Below are 14,949 nucleotides of genomic sequence, written 5' to 3'. Positions count from 1 at the left end.
GCGATCACGAGCCAAAAATTCCATGTTAGAGAAACAGTACAACCCGCAAGCCATCGAAACCGCTGGTATCAATTCTGGGAAGCGCGGGGCGATTTGCGCCGCCGTCCGCGTCAACCGAGCTGCGCCTTATTGCGTGATGATTCCGCCGCCGAATGTGACCGGCAGCCTGCACATGGGTCATGCCTTTCAAGACACGATCATGGACGCGCTGATTCGTTATCACCGGATGCGTGGCGAGCCGACGCTGTGGCAAGCCGGCACCGATCACGCGGAATTGCCACGCAGATGGTGGTTGAGCGCCTGATTAACGCCGAGGTCAAACCCGTCACGATTTCGGGCGCGAGCAGTTCATCAAGCGCGTGTGGGAGTGGAAAGCCGAATCCGGCGGCACGATCACGCGCCAGCTCCGGCGGATGGGCGCGTCGCTTGATTGGGAACATGAACGCTTCACGATGGATGACGGGCTGTCGGCCGCGTGCGCGAGGTGTTCGTGCGGCTGTTTGAAGAAGGCTTGATTTATCGCGGCAAGCGGTTGGTCAATTGGGACCCGGTGCTGCACACCGCGTTTCCGATCTCGAAGTGTTATCGGAGAAGAAAGCGGGCATCTGTGGGAAATGCGCTATCCGCTGACCAACGGCACCGGCGATCTCGTCGTTTCGACCACGCGCCCGGAAACGCTGCTCGGTGACTGCGCCGTCGCGGTCAATCCTGAAGATGAGCGGTATCGCCATTTGATCGGCGAATTCGTCCATCTGCCGCTGACCGGGCGACGCATTCCGATCATCGCCGATGAACACGCTGATCCGACCTTCGGCACCGGCTGCGTCAAGATCACGCCCGCGCACGATTTCAATGACCATCAGTCTGGCTGCGCCACCGCGACGAGACTGCGATTGCTGACCAACCGCACGGCGGCTTGATCAACATTTTCACGCCCAGCGCCAGCATTCGCGCCAATGAACCGGACGAAGGGCAATTGCTGCCCGCTGCGTATCTCGGTTTGGATCGGTATGAAGCGCGGAAGCGGATCGTTGCCGATTTGGACGCGGCGGGATTGCTGGCAGCGTCAAAGACCATCGCTTGCAACAGCCACGCGGCGACCGTTCGGGCGCGTGATTGAGCCGTATCTCACCGATCAATGGTATGTGCGCGTGGCTCCGCTTGCCGCGCCAGCGATCAAAGCGGTCGAAAATGGCGATGTGCGTTTTGTGCCCGATAACTGGAAAAACACCTATTTTGAGTGGATGCGCAACATTCAAGATTGGTGCATCAGTCGGCAAATCTGGTGGGGACATCGGATTCCGGCGTGGTACGACGCGGAGGGCAATGTTTACGTCGGGCGCTCGGAGCAGGAAGTGCGCGATCAACACGGTTTGGGCGCGGAGATCGCGCTGGCGCAGGATGAAGATGTGCTGGATACCTGGTTTAGCTCGGCGCTGTGGCCATTTAGCACGCTGGGCTGGCCGGAATCGACCGAGCGGCTGGCAATGTTTTATCCAACTTCGGTGCTGGTGACGGGTTTTGACATCATCTTTTTTTGGGTAGCGCGGATGTTGATGATGGGCTTGAAATTTATGGACGCAGTGCCGTTCCGCGAGATTTACATTCACGGTCTCGTCCGCGATGCACATGGCGATAAAATGTCGAAATCAAAAGGCAATGTACTTGATCCAATTGATTTGATTGACGGGATTGATTTAGAGGCGCTGGTAGAAAAGCGCACGAAAGGAATGATGCAGCCGCATCTTGCCGCCAAGATTGCCAAAGCGACGCGCCAAGATTTTCCTGCTGGCATTCCCGCATTTGGCACTGACGCGCTGCGGTTTACTTTTGCGGCGCTGGCGACAACCGGACGTGATATTAAATTTGATTTAGCGCGTACCGAAGGTTATCGCAATTTCTGCAATAAATTATGGAATGCTTCGCGCTATGTCTTAATGAACACCGAAGAGCAGGATTGTGGATTGGGAAGTGAATTGCTCGAATTATCTGCTGCTGACCGTTGGATTCGCGCCCGATTAAATGCGACCGTTATCGCTGTCACCAGCGCAATTGATGTGTATCGGTTTGATTTAGCTGCGCAAGCGATTTATGAATTTACTTGGAATGATTTCTGCGATTGGTATTTGGAATTATCCAAACCGGTTTTAACTGGCGATCACGCCAGCGCCGCTGCCAAACGCGGAACGCGCCACACGCTGATCACGACGCTGGAAACATTGCTGCGGCTGGCGCATCCGATCATGCCGTTTATCACCGAAGAGATTTGGCAGAAAGTCAAACCGCTGGCGGGTGTGGACGGCGACACAATTATGCTTGCGCCATTTCCGCTCGCTGATGCTGGCGCGGACGATTTACCAGCAGTGCGCGAAATCGACTGGGTAAAACAGTGCATTTTGGGTATTCGCCGCATTAAAGGCGAAATGAATATTCCGCCCGGTAAACCGCTGCCGCTATTGGTTGCGAATGCGTCAGAACAGGATCAACTGTGGTTAAAAACAGCGCGTCCGTATTTAGATTTTCTCGCTCGCACTGAATCAATCACCGTCTTGGCGGATGAAGTAGACGCGCCAGAAGCAGCAATGGCGCTGGTGGGCGCGATGAAATTGTTGATTCCAATGGCGGGTTTAATTGATAAGGACGCGGAATTAAAACGGCTGGATAAAGAACTGGCGCGTTTGACGGATGATAATGCGCGGATTGAGCAGAAATTGGCGAATGCCAGTTTTGTGGATAAAGCGCCCGCAGCGGTGGTCGCAAAAGAACGCGAACGGTTAGCGGAGAATGCGGCAGCGATTGCGAATTTGCTGGCGCAGCGGGAAAAGATTGCGGCGTTATAACTGCGGCAGCATGGCTGGCAATTGATGAAAAAAATTCAATGCGCCAGCCGTCGCAGATTCACTAATAATTCTGTGGCGGGAATAAATCCAATCACGCGCATTTCCGCCAATTCTTTGCCCGTCGCATCAAAGAAAAAAAGCGCGGGCGGCCCGAAAATACCGAATTGATCCTGCATCAGCGCCTGATCCGCTGCGTCGTTTGCCGTGACATCGGCCTGCAAGCGCACAACATCGCGTAACGCCGCAATCACCGCTGGGTCACTAAAAGTATCGCGTTCCAATTCTTTGCACGACACGCACCAATCCGCATAAAAATCCAGCATCACCGGCTTGCCCGCTGCCTTCGCTGCCGCCAGCGCCCGTTCCAGATCGGCGCTCGTTTTAACCCGCTGAAAAGACAAGGCTGGCGCATCGGCGTTGCCCGTGTGCGCAAATAATCCGCGCAACGGTTGCAACGTATTCGTGCCACCCGCCGCTGCACCGATCAACATCAATGCGCCGTAAATCAACAACACGATGCCGACGCCTTTCCACAGCGTGCGCCAGCCACTCGCTCCGGCAGGCGGCTGCGCCAATGCGCCGAGATAAATTGCGGTGCAAATCAACAACATTCCCCACAGCACCAGCGCCAGCGTCACCGGCACAATCCGCTCTAGCAAGGTAATGGCGACGCCGAGCAGCGCCACGCCAAACACTGCTTTAATCGCTTCCATCCATGCGCCAGCGCGAGGCAGCAGTCGTCCCGCTGAAGTGCCGATCACGAGCAATGGCGCACCCATGCCCAAACTCAGCGCCAATAATGCCAACCCGCCCAGCACGGCATCGCCGGTTTGACTGATGTAAATCAACGCGCCAAACAGCGGCGGCGCAATGCACGGCCCGACGATCAACGCCGATAACAGTCCCATGATCGCCACGCCGAGCAGCGTTCCGCTTTGCTGGTGGTTGCTGATGGTCGCCAGTTTGGATTGAAGGCGCGACGGCAGTTGCAGGTCGTAAAAGCCAAACATCGACAGCGCCAGCAGCACGAAAATCAAGGCAAAGATGCTGAGAATCCAAGGATTTTGAAAGGTTGCCTGCAAATTTGCGCCGAACAAACCGGCGAGAATACCGACCAGCGTGTAGGTCAGCGCCATCGTCAGCACATACACCAGCGAGAGCAAAAATGCTTTGCGCGTGGTGAGCGCCGCGCCTTGACCGACGATGATGCCGGACAAAATCGGAATCATTGGAAAGACGCAGGGCGTGAATGCCAGTAGCAACCCAAAACCAAAAAAGATCGCCACGATTGCCCACAAACTGCCTTCGGCGAGAACGGCCGCGATGTGATCCTGATCTTCTTGCGGAGTCGTGGTGATTGGCGCTGGCGCGAGTACGGCAGCGGCAGGCAGCTCTAACGTCACACGTTGGGTTTGCGGCGGATAACAAACGCCGATTTCGGCGCAGCCTTGATAACGAACCACCAGCGTTGCAGTGGTTGCGGCGGTCGATCCGCGCAGCAGCGGAACGCTGAATTCCAGTCGGTCGTGATAAACCTCGGTTTCGCCAATCGTGCCGTCCGGCAATTCTGCGTCAGCTTTCATCGTTCCCGCTGGACGCTCCACGCGACCCAAAGCCGTCTCGCCGCTGTTTTCCAATTTAAGATCAAGCGTTTGCCGATACAAAAAGGTGTTGGGCGCGATGTCCCAGCGCAATAACACGCGATCCGGCGCAATCACTTCCGCAAATAGGCGAAAGGCCTCAGTAACCGGCAACAGTTCGTCATCAACGCCGAAATTGAGCGATTGCGGCAAAGTGCGGGCATGGTCACTGTCGGCGTGAGATGCAGAAGATGGCGGCAATTGCACCCGCAACGTGTGATGTTGCGGTGGATAACAAAACCCTGCATCGGCGCAGCCTTGCGTGGTCACTTCCAGAGTCAACGCTTCGGGCGCAGCAGTGGCGTAAGCGATTGGCAATTGCAGCGAGCCGTCGTGGTGATAAACCGCCATTTCTCCAAACGATTGATCTTGTTTGATTTCTGCTGGCGGAAATGCTGGCGCACCAATGCTGGCGCTGGGCAGTGGCGATTGAAATTGAAATTTGTCTCGATAGAGATAATAGCCATCAGCAATGCGCCAATTGACTTGCACCTGCTCGGCACTAATCGCCTGCGCGGAAAGCTGAAAGGCTTGATCGGGCGGTAAAAATTCGTTTTGCGCGGCGCTGGGCGCAGCGATGACGAAGGTCAATAAGATGCTCAATCCGCACAAATGGCGGAGGCGCAATGGGAGTTTGAAAATCATGGTGAAAATCCGGTTAACGCTGAGGAATCAATGGGCTGCATGGAGGCGATGGCCGCGCAGTTGCGACCACCATCGTTGGTTAAACGAGTTCGGGTTTGCCAGTGAGATAACCTTGACAGAGTTGAAAGCCCATTTGCCGACAAACGACTGCTTCTTCTTCAGTTTCAACGCCTTCAGCCAGCGTTTGCGAACCGAGATCGGTCACGATCTTGACCAATTGTTCGATCATCTGTTGTTTTTTCGGCGGGGCGCGATGAATGTCACGAATCAGCGCCATGTCAAATTTCACGATGTCAGCGGGAATTTCGGCAATTTCCTGCAACCGCGCTTGCCCCGCGCCAAAGTCGTCATACGCCATTAACACGCCGTTAGAACGCAGCCGATCGACCACTATTTTCAAACGGTTGCCTTCCACAACTGCCGTTTCGTGAATTTCCATCACCAGCTCCATCTGCGGCGCGAGCAGGCAAATTTGTTCTACCGAAGTAAAAAAAGATTCTAAAAACATTTCTTGCGGATGACTGTTCATAAACAGTCGCACCGGTTCACCACGCCGCGCCGCAGCTTTCGCGCCGCACACGCGGAAGGCTTGCGACAGCGCCACTTCTTTATTGATTTTTTCCGCCAATTGAAATAATTGCATTGGCGATTGCGGCAACGCGAGATGAGCACCGCGTCCGAGCACTTCATAAGCCAAAACATCGAGCGTGTGAAAATCAACAATTGGCTGCCATGCAACTTTGAGTAATCCACTACTCAGCATTTCAATAAAATCGCTTTCTTGTAATAGAAAGTTTTCCGGCAGGCTGTGTTGGGCAATATCAAAAAAGCAGGTTTGCTCACTGCACGCTTTACTCTGAAATTGCGAATTGCCAATTTCAGTTTGATTCACTCGAAACTCAGCAGAACCGAAATGCAGAATGTCACCTTCAATAATTGATGTCGGTGCAGTGATGCGCTCACGATTGCGATAAGTTCCATTCGTGCTGCCCAAATCAGTGAGCAGTAATTCACCCTGCGCACTCATATCAAATTGAGCATGAAATCGTGAAACACCATTCGAATCAATGGTCACAGCGCATTGGGTGCTGCGCCCGACTGTCGCGGGAAAACTGTGCATCGGAATCAATACAGTATTGCCATCGACCGGTGCACCTTTAAGAAACCAAGATTTAGCCATGTGCGTTATTCCTTGAGAATAGGGCATCGATATATGAGTCGATTAAACACAAGTACTAACTGGGATTGCGGTCTTTACTGGCGCGACGCGGCAATAACTGCGTTGCCGAATCAACTTCAATTGCTTGAAAATCACGCGATTCTGTTGCCAAACGTTTATTTTGTATCATCTTTTCTTGGCGCACCCGCACGCTATAACCCAGCGCTGCGCCACCTGCGGCGGTCAAAGTAATCAAACCCAGCGTCATGAATTGCGCCACCATCATGGTAATTCCTAATCCAATTGTGCCGCCAACCATTACGCCAGTTTTTAAACTAATCCCGCTGGATGAACGCGCTTTCGCCGCAAGCCGTTCATTGTCACGACCATCTTTTGCCCGCTGCTGCTCGGCTTTAACACGGATTTTTTCACGTTCTTTTGAAAACCGTTCACTCAATTTGGATACAGCGCGGCTGCGATGTGCATAAATAATGGTGTTAAACCATAGCGCCACCAACACTCCAATTGCTATACCGAGCAGCGTGAATAGCAGCCAAGTGACATGCCAATCGGTTTGCAGCGCGGTATACACCAGTAATACGGTAACGCCCTGCAATAATAGGATACCAATTAAAAACCGAATAAAACTGCTCAAGCTGTCGGGAATGATATTCATATGGCGCTGATGGCCTCCTGTTGCGGATCAAGAGCGATATCTGATGGCGTCAGATTAAATACGCGCTGATGTGTTTCGGAATCGACCGCTCGCGCTAATTGCCCGAGCAAATACACCCAAGCACTTTTGGTTTTGCGGGTCAATTCTGTATTAAAAAGTGGTTTAATCGGCAGTGCCTGTAAACGGTCACGAATAGCAATTAAACTCTGCTGCTGATCGCTGGGATTAAGCGGGATTGGGCGGTCATAGGCATCAATCACGCCATAAAGATATTCAACGCCAATGCGCGATAAATCTGTAATTAAACGGGGCGCATTAGGATCATCAGATGCAATACGTGGTTCCAGCGATGAGACTAAAAAAGGTCCCGCATTTTGTTCCAAACTGCTCGCTAATCGCGTTTGACCGCTGCGCCGCAGCGATGCGCCAAGATACTGGCGCATGTATTCAGAAAGATCAAATGCAACTTGGTTAATCAATGGCTTGCCAACATTTTCTGGATGAATTGGAATTAAAAATGCTGGTGTTTCTGGATGCGGGTCAGCATGACTCTTATCGACGGTGACATAGGTTTCAATCACTCGCAGCAGTTCTCGTGAACGGGCATTGGATGCGCCATCGCTCATTCCGCGCCCAAAAACGACGAAAGTATAGAGGCCGTAACCGGGAATTGCGTCTTCATACAGACGGTTAAGCGCGATGGCGGTATCAACTTTAGAGAATTCGCCCGCTGATGGAAAATACACCATGCCATAGGCAGGCAGCTTGGTTGCGGCGACGGTGCTGTCATCGGCTTGCATTCCGGCAACGTGTGCCAATCCTGCCTGCGCCGCAGCGTTGATGACACGAATCGCTCCGGGACCGTGAATTGCTTGAGCGCGGTCAACAATGGGTATTACGCTGGTTTCGCCGCCTCGCGCCACCATTTCGTTAAGAATGTCCGCTAACGCGCCGCAATTAGCGAGTAAAAGCGCCTCGGTTCCAGCTGCGGGATCAACTCCAGAAAAATACAAATCTGCAACTAAGTTGCGCAAAAAATGCGGGTTTTTGGTGCTCTGAGTGTGGGCACAAGCATCGCCGACCTCTTTACGCAGTTGCAAGGGTTCTTGGCTGTAAAGACGCGATCCGCTACCAACATTATACCCGCCGCTGTCGCTCAACATTTGTACACTGCGTGGCGGTGGTTGCTGGATAAAACCGTCACGAGTTGCTACAGACGGTGATGGCATACTGCCGCAACCGCTCAATAGCGCCAACAGTCCAAACCATAGCCCAGCACGATATATGCGGCTTATGGGAAGGCGAAAAAGAATGGGTACTGTAAATCGGGGCTGGCGTTTCAAGGTCGTGGGTCTCACACGAGAAAGTTAAATCATAACGGATTAGACCAACCTATTCATCGCGTCGCCATTCACCTTCGATGATCTGTGCAGACGGTTTTTGTGGCGCGTTCGGCTGGCGCATCATCGACAATTTAGAACCCATACGCTTGATAAACCAGTAGCGCAACGGCGGAGTTAACAGCAACAATCCTACGCCATCGGTGATAAAGCCCGGCAGTAATAAAAAACATCCCGCAATCAATAGCAATGCTCCATCCAGCAATTCTTGCGCTGGCAATTCACCACGATTTAATGCCATTTGCACTCGTCGCAGCACACTCAATCCTTGATGACGCATTAACACCGTGCCAAGCAGTGCAGTAACAATCGCTAAACCAATCGTTGAAAATACCCCGATAACAGCGCTGGCACGGATTAACAAATATAATTCAAGCAATGGCAATCCGATCAATAACAATAGAAACAACGGCATTTCAATAGTGACTCCTTTATTGAATGTAGATAGCCCAATTTGCTGCTGAAGAAAAGCGCCAGCAACCGATAACTTCAGGTTGCTGGCAATGAGGCTTTATGAAACGCGCCAGCACCCTTCTTCAATCGGTTGACCTTCAATCGCGTGAGCGTAACGATAACACCACGCTAACACTTTTTCACCGCTATCAGTGGTCGCAGTGACCAATACGCGATGATATAACGCATCTTCAGAATAATCGCTGCAACCTTCAATTTGATCAATACGTTGCAAACTCGCATTTGGTTGATGCAGCGTTAACAATTCACCATGCACCCAATCATTGATTCCAGTGCTGGGTTGCCAGCCCGGATAACTGCCTAAATCAAAAATCTGTCCATGAATACGAGCCGGCTGGCGCTGCGCAATACCAGTCAATGATTGACCTAAATCATATTCAGCTTGCAATAAGCCATAAGCGAATACGTGCTGCACAGAAAAAGTCAGCGATTCATCATGTGCTGCCTGCGTATGCACAGTTGTCGGCAAATTCCACGCCAGCAAACCAGTATTCACAATTTGCATATAATCATCAGTAGGTTGCACGAATTCATTCTGGCGTTTTTCAGGAACGACGCAATAGGTGACTGCGGGAATTGTTTCGCCAGCGATATTCAATACAGTGACATCGCGCTGCTCGTAATAATTTGGCGCACCTTCTTTAGCATCAAGTGCCGCCCAAGCATCTCCATGAACTCGAAATAACATGCCCGGCGTGATCTGCCCTAATGAATGAATCACATCGAGTGCACCGCCTTGGCGAGTGCCTGAATAATAGTGATAAATCGGGCGGTAATCTGGCAACCAAGCGGGTGAAACAGGCTCCAACACATCAGTTGGAAAACCGTAATTTTGACAAAACGATTGCCAATCGTTGCTGTTCAAATTGGAGCCGTAAGCAAAATAAAGCGTGTCTGTCGTCATTTCATCATCTCCATTAACATTCATTGTGATTGACTGCGAGATTGCCGCCAATACGCGGTGTTGCATCCCATTGATTTTGGATGCGCCACCAGCGAGGAGTGCAAACTTCCGCTTGAATTGACCACGCCTCCAACTTTTCCAATTGATTGAGCAGAGAAGAATCACGTAATACGAATAATGCCAATTTGCCCGGCAATTCTTCAGCGCGAGCCAATTGACGCAGGTCGGCAATACGCTTGGCATCAAGTGCGCTCAAATTGAGATGATGTTCTTGGAGATCAAACAGTTCACGCGCTAAATGACGCAATTTATTATCGCGCCAAACATACAACGCCAGCATTAACAAACCGTCTTCGAGAATGTGTTCTGCATGACTGGGAATCCAAATACGCTGCTTTGGAATAGGCGAATTGGGTTGTTGGAATGCTTCGTGGCGGGGGCGCAGCGTCCAAGCGGGTCGGCTGTTTTCCGACAATGCAAGCTCCGCAATTGGGATGATGCCGTCATCATTGGGATGACCGTGACCGACTAATAAATAAGCAGTGAAAGTTGCCATGTGTTCCTCTCGGTGTTGTGGTTGAAACCGAGAGATAGACTAACGACGCCAGCGTGACATTACCGTAACAGGCAATGTAAATCGCTTACTCAATCGGCGACAAAGGAGATTTTTTAAAAACCATTGGATTAATGAGCATGATAACTGGCTTATCAATTGGTGATTTTACAGTATTACTGGAACCGTCATTTTTCCACCAAGCATCAAAGTTTACTTGATCTACAGCTAAACCAAGTTTTTTAATAAGACAATCTCGAAAGCGTTTTTTGCTCATGCGCTCCGCCTCTTCAGTACGTTCTGGATCAACAATACACCTCTTGTTTTTATCGCGTCTTGATTGTAGTGAAACATTCTTCAAGCGCAAATACCAATCACATATCTGTTGCTCTGTAAATGCGTTTTTAATATAACGATCTGGTAAATAAGCATCACCGTTGTATTCAATTGCTAAACAATTACCAGTTCCTCGCTGCTCCGTAAAAATTTGGCGAGCCATAGATTCAGGATAGGCAATTGATGATCCTTCTTGTTGACTATCCAGCACAAACCAAGCCGATTTCCCCACGCCTAAATTTGCAAAAAAGTCGTTTCCTAACTCAATTTGTCCTTCCAGTGTTTTGTATTTTAACCCAATGAAATACGCTGCCATTTCCAACAGATTCACGGCATTCAATTGGATAAGATGCCCTTCATCGCGTTTCGGCTTATCCAATACAGGTAACTGCTGATTTAGTTTTTTCACTGCGGATTCATAAACATCCTCTAATTTTTCGGGTGGCGCATGACATTTCTGCAATGACACCAAACGATAAATTAAAGGCATCGCGCCTAAAATACTGTTGCCACTGCTCGCTTCTTCTAATAAGCAATCAATTTTATGCCAATCTGTTTTGCAACCAGAACGCATGAGTAAATGTGCAAGTCGGTACGCTGTAATTTGTGGCCAAGGTGGTGGGAGTTGAGATGGTGGTCGTGCACACTGATAGGCTTCTTCTAATAATTTAATTGCGTCTTGTTGCCCGCCACTTTGCAATTTTTTATCCAATCCTTGTTTTAGTTTTTGTGACACTGCGTTGATAGAACATTGAGTGGTTTTTGCTATCTCAGACATAGCTAAAAGCTGCAAGTTAATTAACGATTAGATTCCAAATACATCACAACAATACCCGCCGGTTAAGGCGGGATTATTGATATACAATTACAGCAGTGGCGTAATTTGTGGCAATAAATCGCCAGCGGTACGCCCATGACCAATATCGCCAATAGCGTGCATTTTCCACTCATTGTTATGCCGATAAACTTTCGCCATAACCATTGCCGTGTGACCACCTTGACAGCTCAAATCATAACGGGCAATTTCGCTATTATTTGCGCCATTGATAATGCGACAATACGCATTCTCAACTTTAGAGAAATCCTGACCAGTAAAGTTATTCACAGTGAATACAAGGTTTTTTACAGTCGCGGGTATTGCAGCAAGATTAACCTGAATCTGTTCATCGTCACCATCGCCATCACCAGTACGATTGTCGCCGGAATGCTGAATACTTCCATCTTGACTGCGCAATTGCCGGAACCAGACAACATCAATCAGATTACCACCATTATCGAATAACAAGCAGGACGCATCTAAATCAATACTGTCATCACCGCCGCCACCGAATAACTTGCCAAGAACGCCACTTTTGCCTTTGGCGGCATCCCAGCCTAAACCCATAATAATTCTGGTTAAACCTGCGCCAGCTTCTTTCTCTAGCGAAATTTTCTGACCTTTCTGAAGACTAATCGCCATGATTAAAATGCCTCTGTGTGGTGTGAATTAACTGGAACTGCTTGATGCAGTTTGCGTTTGAAATAGAGCGCGATTGCGCGAGCAAATAACTACTTTGCCCTGCCCGCTGAAGCGGATGACTAAACCTTCACCGGAGGTGACGGAATTAACTAAGCCACTTAAAAACCCGCCGCCACTTTGCGGCATTCCAATTTCGTAGTGCAAATTGGATGACCATGCAACGGCGTGATTATTATCAATAACAACATCCTGCCCTGGTGTAACATCAAGCACAAAAAGTGAGCCAAAACCAGAAACCGCTAATTTGCCGCGTCCGCGAGCTTCCATAATGATAAAACCGCCAGTGCCGCCGAATAAACTCCCGCCTAGTGAATTTAAACGAGAATGCAATTCAACGGTCGATTCTGCAGCAACAAAACTACCATCTGAAAGCGTATAAGCACAGTTTGAATCAACGTCAAGTATTTGAATGGAGCCAGGCAATGCTGGCGATAATAAACAATCGCCATCACTATTGACTGCTTCAATTTCTTGTTGAAAAAAAGATTCTTCATTCGCCATACGCCGTAACAACGCACGACCTAAACCACCGCGCATCTTCCCTTTAACATGTAAACCCATCTCCATCATCACCATCGCGCCTGATTCGCAGAAAATCCGCTCATTTTTGCGCAGATGAACATGTAAAAAAGGATCGATTTCGCCAGTGACAGTGAAGATGGGCATGATGCACTGGCTCCGTATTAGCCGAGATTAACGCCGTGATCCTTCGCCAGTGCATTCAAACCACCGGCAAACCCCTGACCAACTGCCTTGAACTTCCATTCAGCACCATTACGATAAACTTCACCGAAAATCATCGCGGTTTCAGTAGAATAGTCTTCTGATAAATCGAATCGCGCCAATTCGGTATTGCTGTCTTTATTCAATACCCGCATGAATGCATTGCGTACCATACCGAAATTCTGATTACGGGTTTCTGCATCGTGAATGGTGACAGCAAACACCACACGCTGAATAGCTGCTTCTACACCCGGCAAATTAATTGACACGGTTTCATCATCACCACCGCCCTCACCAGTGAGGTTATCACCGGAATGAATTACTGCGCTATCAGGTGAAGTTTTCTGGTTGTAAAATACAAAATGCGCATCTGACAGCACCTTGCCACTATCGCCGACAAGAAACACACTAGCATCAAGGTCAAATGCTGCGCCGTCAGTGGAACGCGCATCCCAACCTAAACCGATGAGTGCATTGATTAAACCCGGGTCAGTTTTGGTTAAACTGACGTTACCACCTTTCTGTAAACTAATCGCCATACATTTTGCTCCTAAAAATTTGCGCACACATGCGTATAAATGCAAGGATAACGCAAGTTATTTAATGACTAAGGAACTATTTTTAGTTCCTCTTAACTTTAAAGGTAACGCTGAAACGTGTAAAGCACTGCAGATTTTGTGGCACTGCGCATCAATTTCAATACCGGCTTAAAAATTATGAATTACACAATTGCTAGAAAATCACTCCTGTTGCCAGTCAGTAACAGCGAATCATATACCATTTTATTATGACAATGTCATCACATATAATCGGTGACATCAAACTGAAATATCATTTAAACATTCGAATAATTTAAATTCAGTATGCAGCAATCATACTAATTCCGAGTAACAATTTTTTCAACTGTACCGATCTTTCGACTGTGAAGCATCACTATCGACTCAGAAAATAGATAGATTTTACAATCCTAGCGCAATTATGGCACTATTAACAACCCCTAAATCAACCGGCGAGGCATATCATGCACACCATTCTTATTACTGGCGGCGCAGGTTTTATCGGTGGAAATTTTACACATTTCGTGTTGGAACAACCAGATGTCCGTGTGATCAATCTTGATGTACTGACCTACGCCGGAAACTTGGATACGCTTGCTGCACTAAACGGCAATCCGCGTCATCTCTTTATTCGTGGTGACATCAATAATGCAGTATTGGTAAAGGAATTATTAACTGAGTACGCCGTTGACGCCATCGTTAATTTTGCTGCCGAAAGTCATGTGGATCGTTCAATTGATGGTCCAGCAGCATTTGTTAATACTAACATGTTGGGCACTTTTAATTTGCTTGACTGCGCTCGTGCATATTGGATAAAACTCAATTCTGCGAACCAGAAAAAATTTCGTTTTTTACACATTTCCACTGATGAAGTTTACGGCTCGCTTGGCGCAACTGGGTTATTTACTGAATTAACGCCTTATGCGCCAAATTCACCATATTCCGCTAGTAAGGCTGCTTCTGATCATTTGGTTCGAGCATGGTTTCATACTTATGGCTTGCCGGTATTAACTACCAATTGCTCAAATAATTATGGCCCTTATCAATTCCCTGAAAAACTCATTCCGTTAATGATTTTAAAAGCGCAGCGCGGCGAACCACTGCCAATTTATGGTGATGGCGGTAACGTCCGCGATTGGTTATTTGTGCTCGACCATTGCCGAGCAATTTGGCGGGTATTGGAAGCAGGTGTTCCCGGCGAGGTATACAATGTCGGCGGCAATAGCGAACGCACTAATTTAGAAGTAGTTGATACTTTGTGCGCATTGCTCGATGAATTATTGCCTAATTCACCACGTCGTCCGCATGTGCAACTTAAAAAGTTTGTTATTGACCGCCCTGGTCACGACCGTCGTTACGCAATTGACGCTAGTAAACTTAAAAGAGAATTAGGTTGGCAACCAATAGAAACCTTTGAATCGGGAATGCGGCGCACAGTGATTTGGTATTTAGAGCATCCTGATTGGTGTGCGCGGGTTATGGATGGCAGTTATCGCGGTGAACGTTTAGGTATGGAGAACTAA

Annotated in this window: 12 protein-coding genes and 1 pseudogene; 2 read left to right on the top strand and 11 right to left on the bottom strand. The window is 49.0% G+C overall.

The annotated features are described in order from the left end of the window. The first annotated feature begins 22 nt into the window (after positions 1-22). Positions 23-2,840: pseudogene (locus CXB77_RS23685) on the top strand (valine--tRNA ligase). Between the two features lie 35 nt (positions 2,841-2,875). Here CXB77_RS23685 and dsbD read toward each other — a convergent pair. The 11 genes from dsbD to CXB77_RS07435 all read right to left on the bottom strand — a co-directional run bounded on the left by dsbD (position 2,876) and on the right by CXB77_RS07435 (position 13,408). Next, positions 2,876-5,125, bottom strand: coding sequence for a protein-disulfide reductase DsbD (gene dsbD / locus CXB77_RS07480; protein ID WP_105073391.1), 2,250 nt, complete (start codon positions 5,123-5,125; stop codon positions 2,876-2,878). A 79-nt stretch (positions 5,126-5,204) separates the two neighbouring features. Further along, positions 5,205-6,305 (bottom strand): EAL domain-containing protein, encoded by a 1,101-nt coding sequence (locus tag CXB77_RS07475; RefSeq protein WP_172452587.1) that lies wholly within the window; start codon positions 6,303-6,305, stop codon positions 5,205-5,207. A 55-nt stretch (positions 6,306-6,360) separates the two neighbouring features. After that, positions 6,361-6,960, bottom strand: coding sequence for a hypothetical protein (locus tag CXB77_RS07470; RefSeq protein ID WP_105073389.1), 600 nt, complete (start codon positions 6,958-6,960; stop codon positions 6,361-6,363). Next, positions 6,957-8,189 (bottom strand): hypothetical protein, encoded by a 1,233-nt coding sequence (locus tag CXB77_RS07465; protein ID WP_146108755.1) that lies wholly within the window; start codon positions 8,187-8,189, stop codon positions 6,957-6,959. The genes CXB77_RS07470 and CXB77_RS07465 overlap by 4 nt, the downstream gene beginning before the upstream one ends. 163 nt (positions 8,190-8,352) lie before the next feature. Further along, positions 8,353-8,775, bottom strand: a complete 423-nt coding sequence (locus CXB77_RS07460; RefSeq protein WP_105073387.1) for an FxsA family protein — start codon at positions 8,773-8,775, stop codon at positions 8,353-8,355. Between the two features lie 96 nt (positions 8,776-8,871). Beyond that, complete coding sequence (locus CXB77_RS07455; RefSeq protein WP_172452586.1) at positions 8,872-9,738, bottom strand: gamma-glutamylcyclotransferase; 867 nt, start codon at positions 9,736-9,738, stop codon at positions 8,872-8,874. A 13-nt stretch (positions 9,739-9,751) separates the two neighbouring features. Then, positions 9,752-10,294: a hypothetical protein gene (locus CXB77_RS19660; RefSeq protein ID WP_172452585.1), complete on the bottom strand. Its 543-nt coding sequence runs from the start codon at positions 10,292-10,294 to the stop codon at positions 9,752-9,754. An 85-nt stretch (positions 10,295-10,379) separates the two neighbouring features. Next, positions 10,380-11,405 carry a hypothetical protein gene (locus tag CXB77_RS07450; RefSeq protein WP_146108754.1) on the bottom strand — a complete coding sequence of 342 codons (1,026 nt, stop codon included), beginning with the start codon at positions 11,403-11,405 and terminating at the stop codon, positions 10,380-10,382. An 87-nt stretch (positions 11,406-11,492) separates the two neighbouring features. Then, positions 11,493-12,086: a TerD family protein gene (locus CXB77_RS07445; RefSeq protein WP_105073384.1), complete on the bottom strand. Its 594-nt coding sequence runs from the start codon at positions 12,084-12,086 to the stop codon at positions 11,493-11,495. Positions 12,087-12,113: 27 nt separating this feature from the next. Then, entirely contained in the window at positions 12,114-12,812 is a 699-nt protein-coding gene (locus CXB77_RS07440) for a TIGR00266 family protein (RefSeq protein ID WP_105073383.1), read from the bottom strand. Between the two features lie 17 nt (positions 12,813-12,829). Continuing rightward, positions 12,830-13,408 (bottom strand): TerD family protein, encoded by a 579-nt coding sequence (locus tag CXB77_RS07435; RefSeq protein ID WP_105073499.1) that lies wholly within the window; start codon positions 13,406-13,408, stop codon positions 12,830-12,832. A gap of 482 nt (positions 13,409-13,890) precedes the next feature. On the opposite strand from CXB77_RS07435, the gene rfbB reads away from it, so the two are divergent. Beyond that, a complete protein-coding gene (rfbB, locus tag CXB77_RS07430; protein ID WP_105073382.1) occupies positions 13,891-14,949 on the top strand; it encodes a dTDP-glucose 4,6-dehydratase in 1,059 nt (352 codons plus the stop codon).

The organism is Chromatium okenii, from assembly GCF_002958735.1.
Lineage (GTDB): Bacteria > Pseudomonadota > Gammaproteobacteria > Chromatiales > Chromatiaceae > Chromatium > Chromatium okenii_A.
The sequence above is the reverse complement of the archived record's forward strand: the minus strand, read 5'-3'. Positions and strand labels throughout refer to the sequence as shown.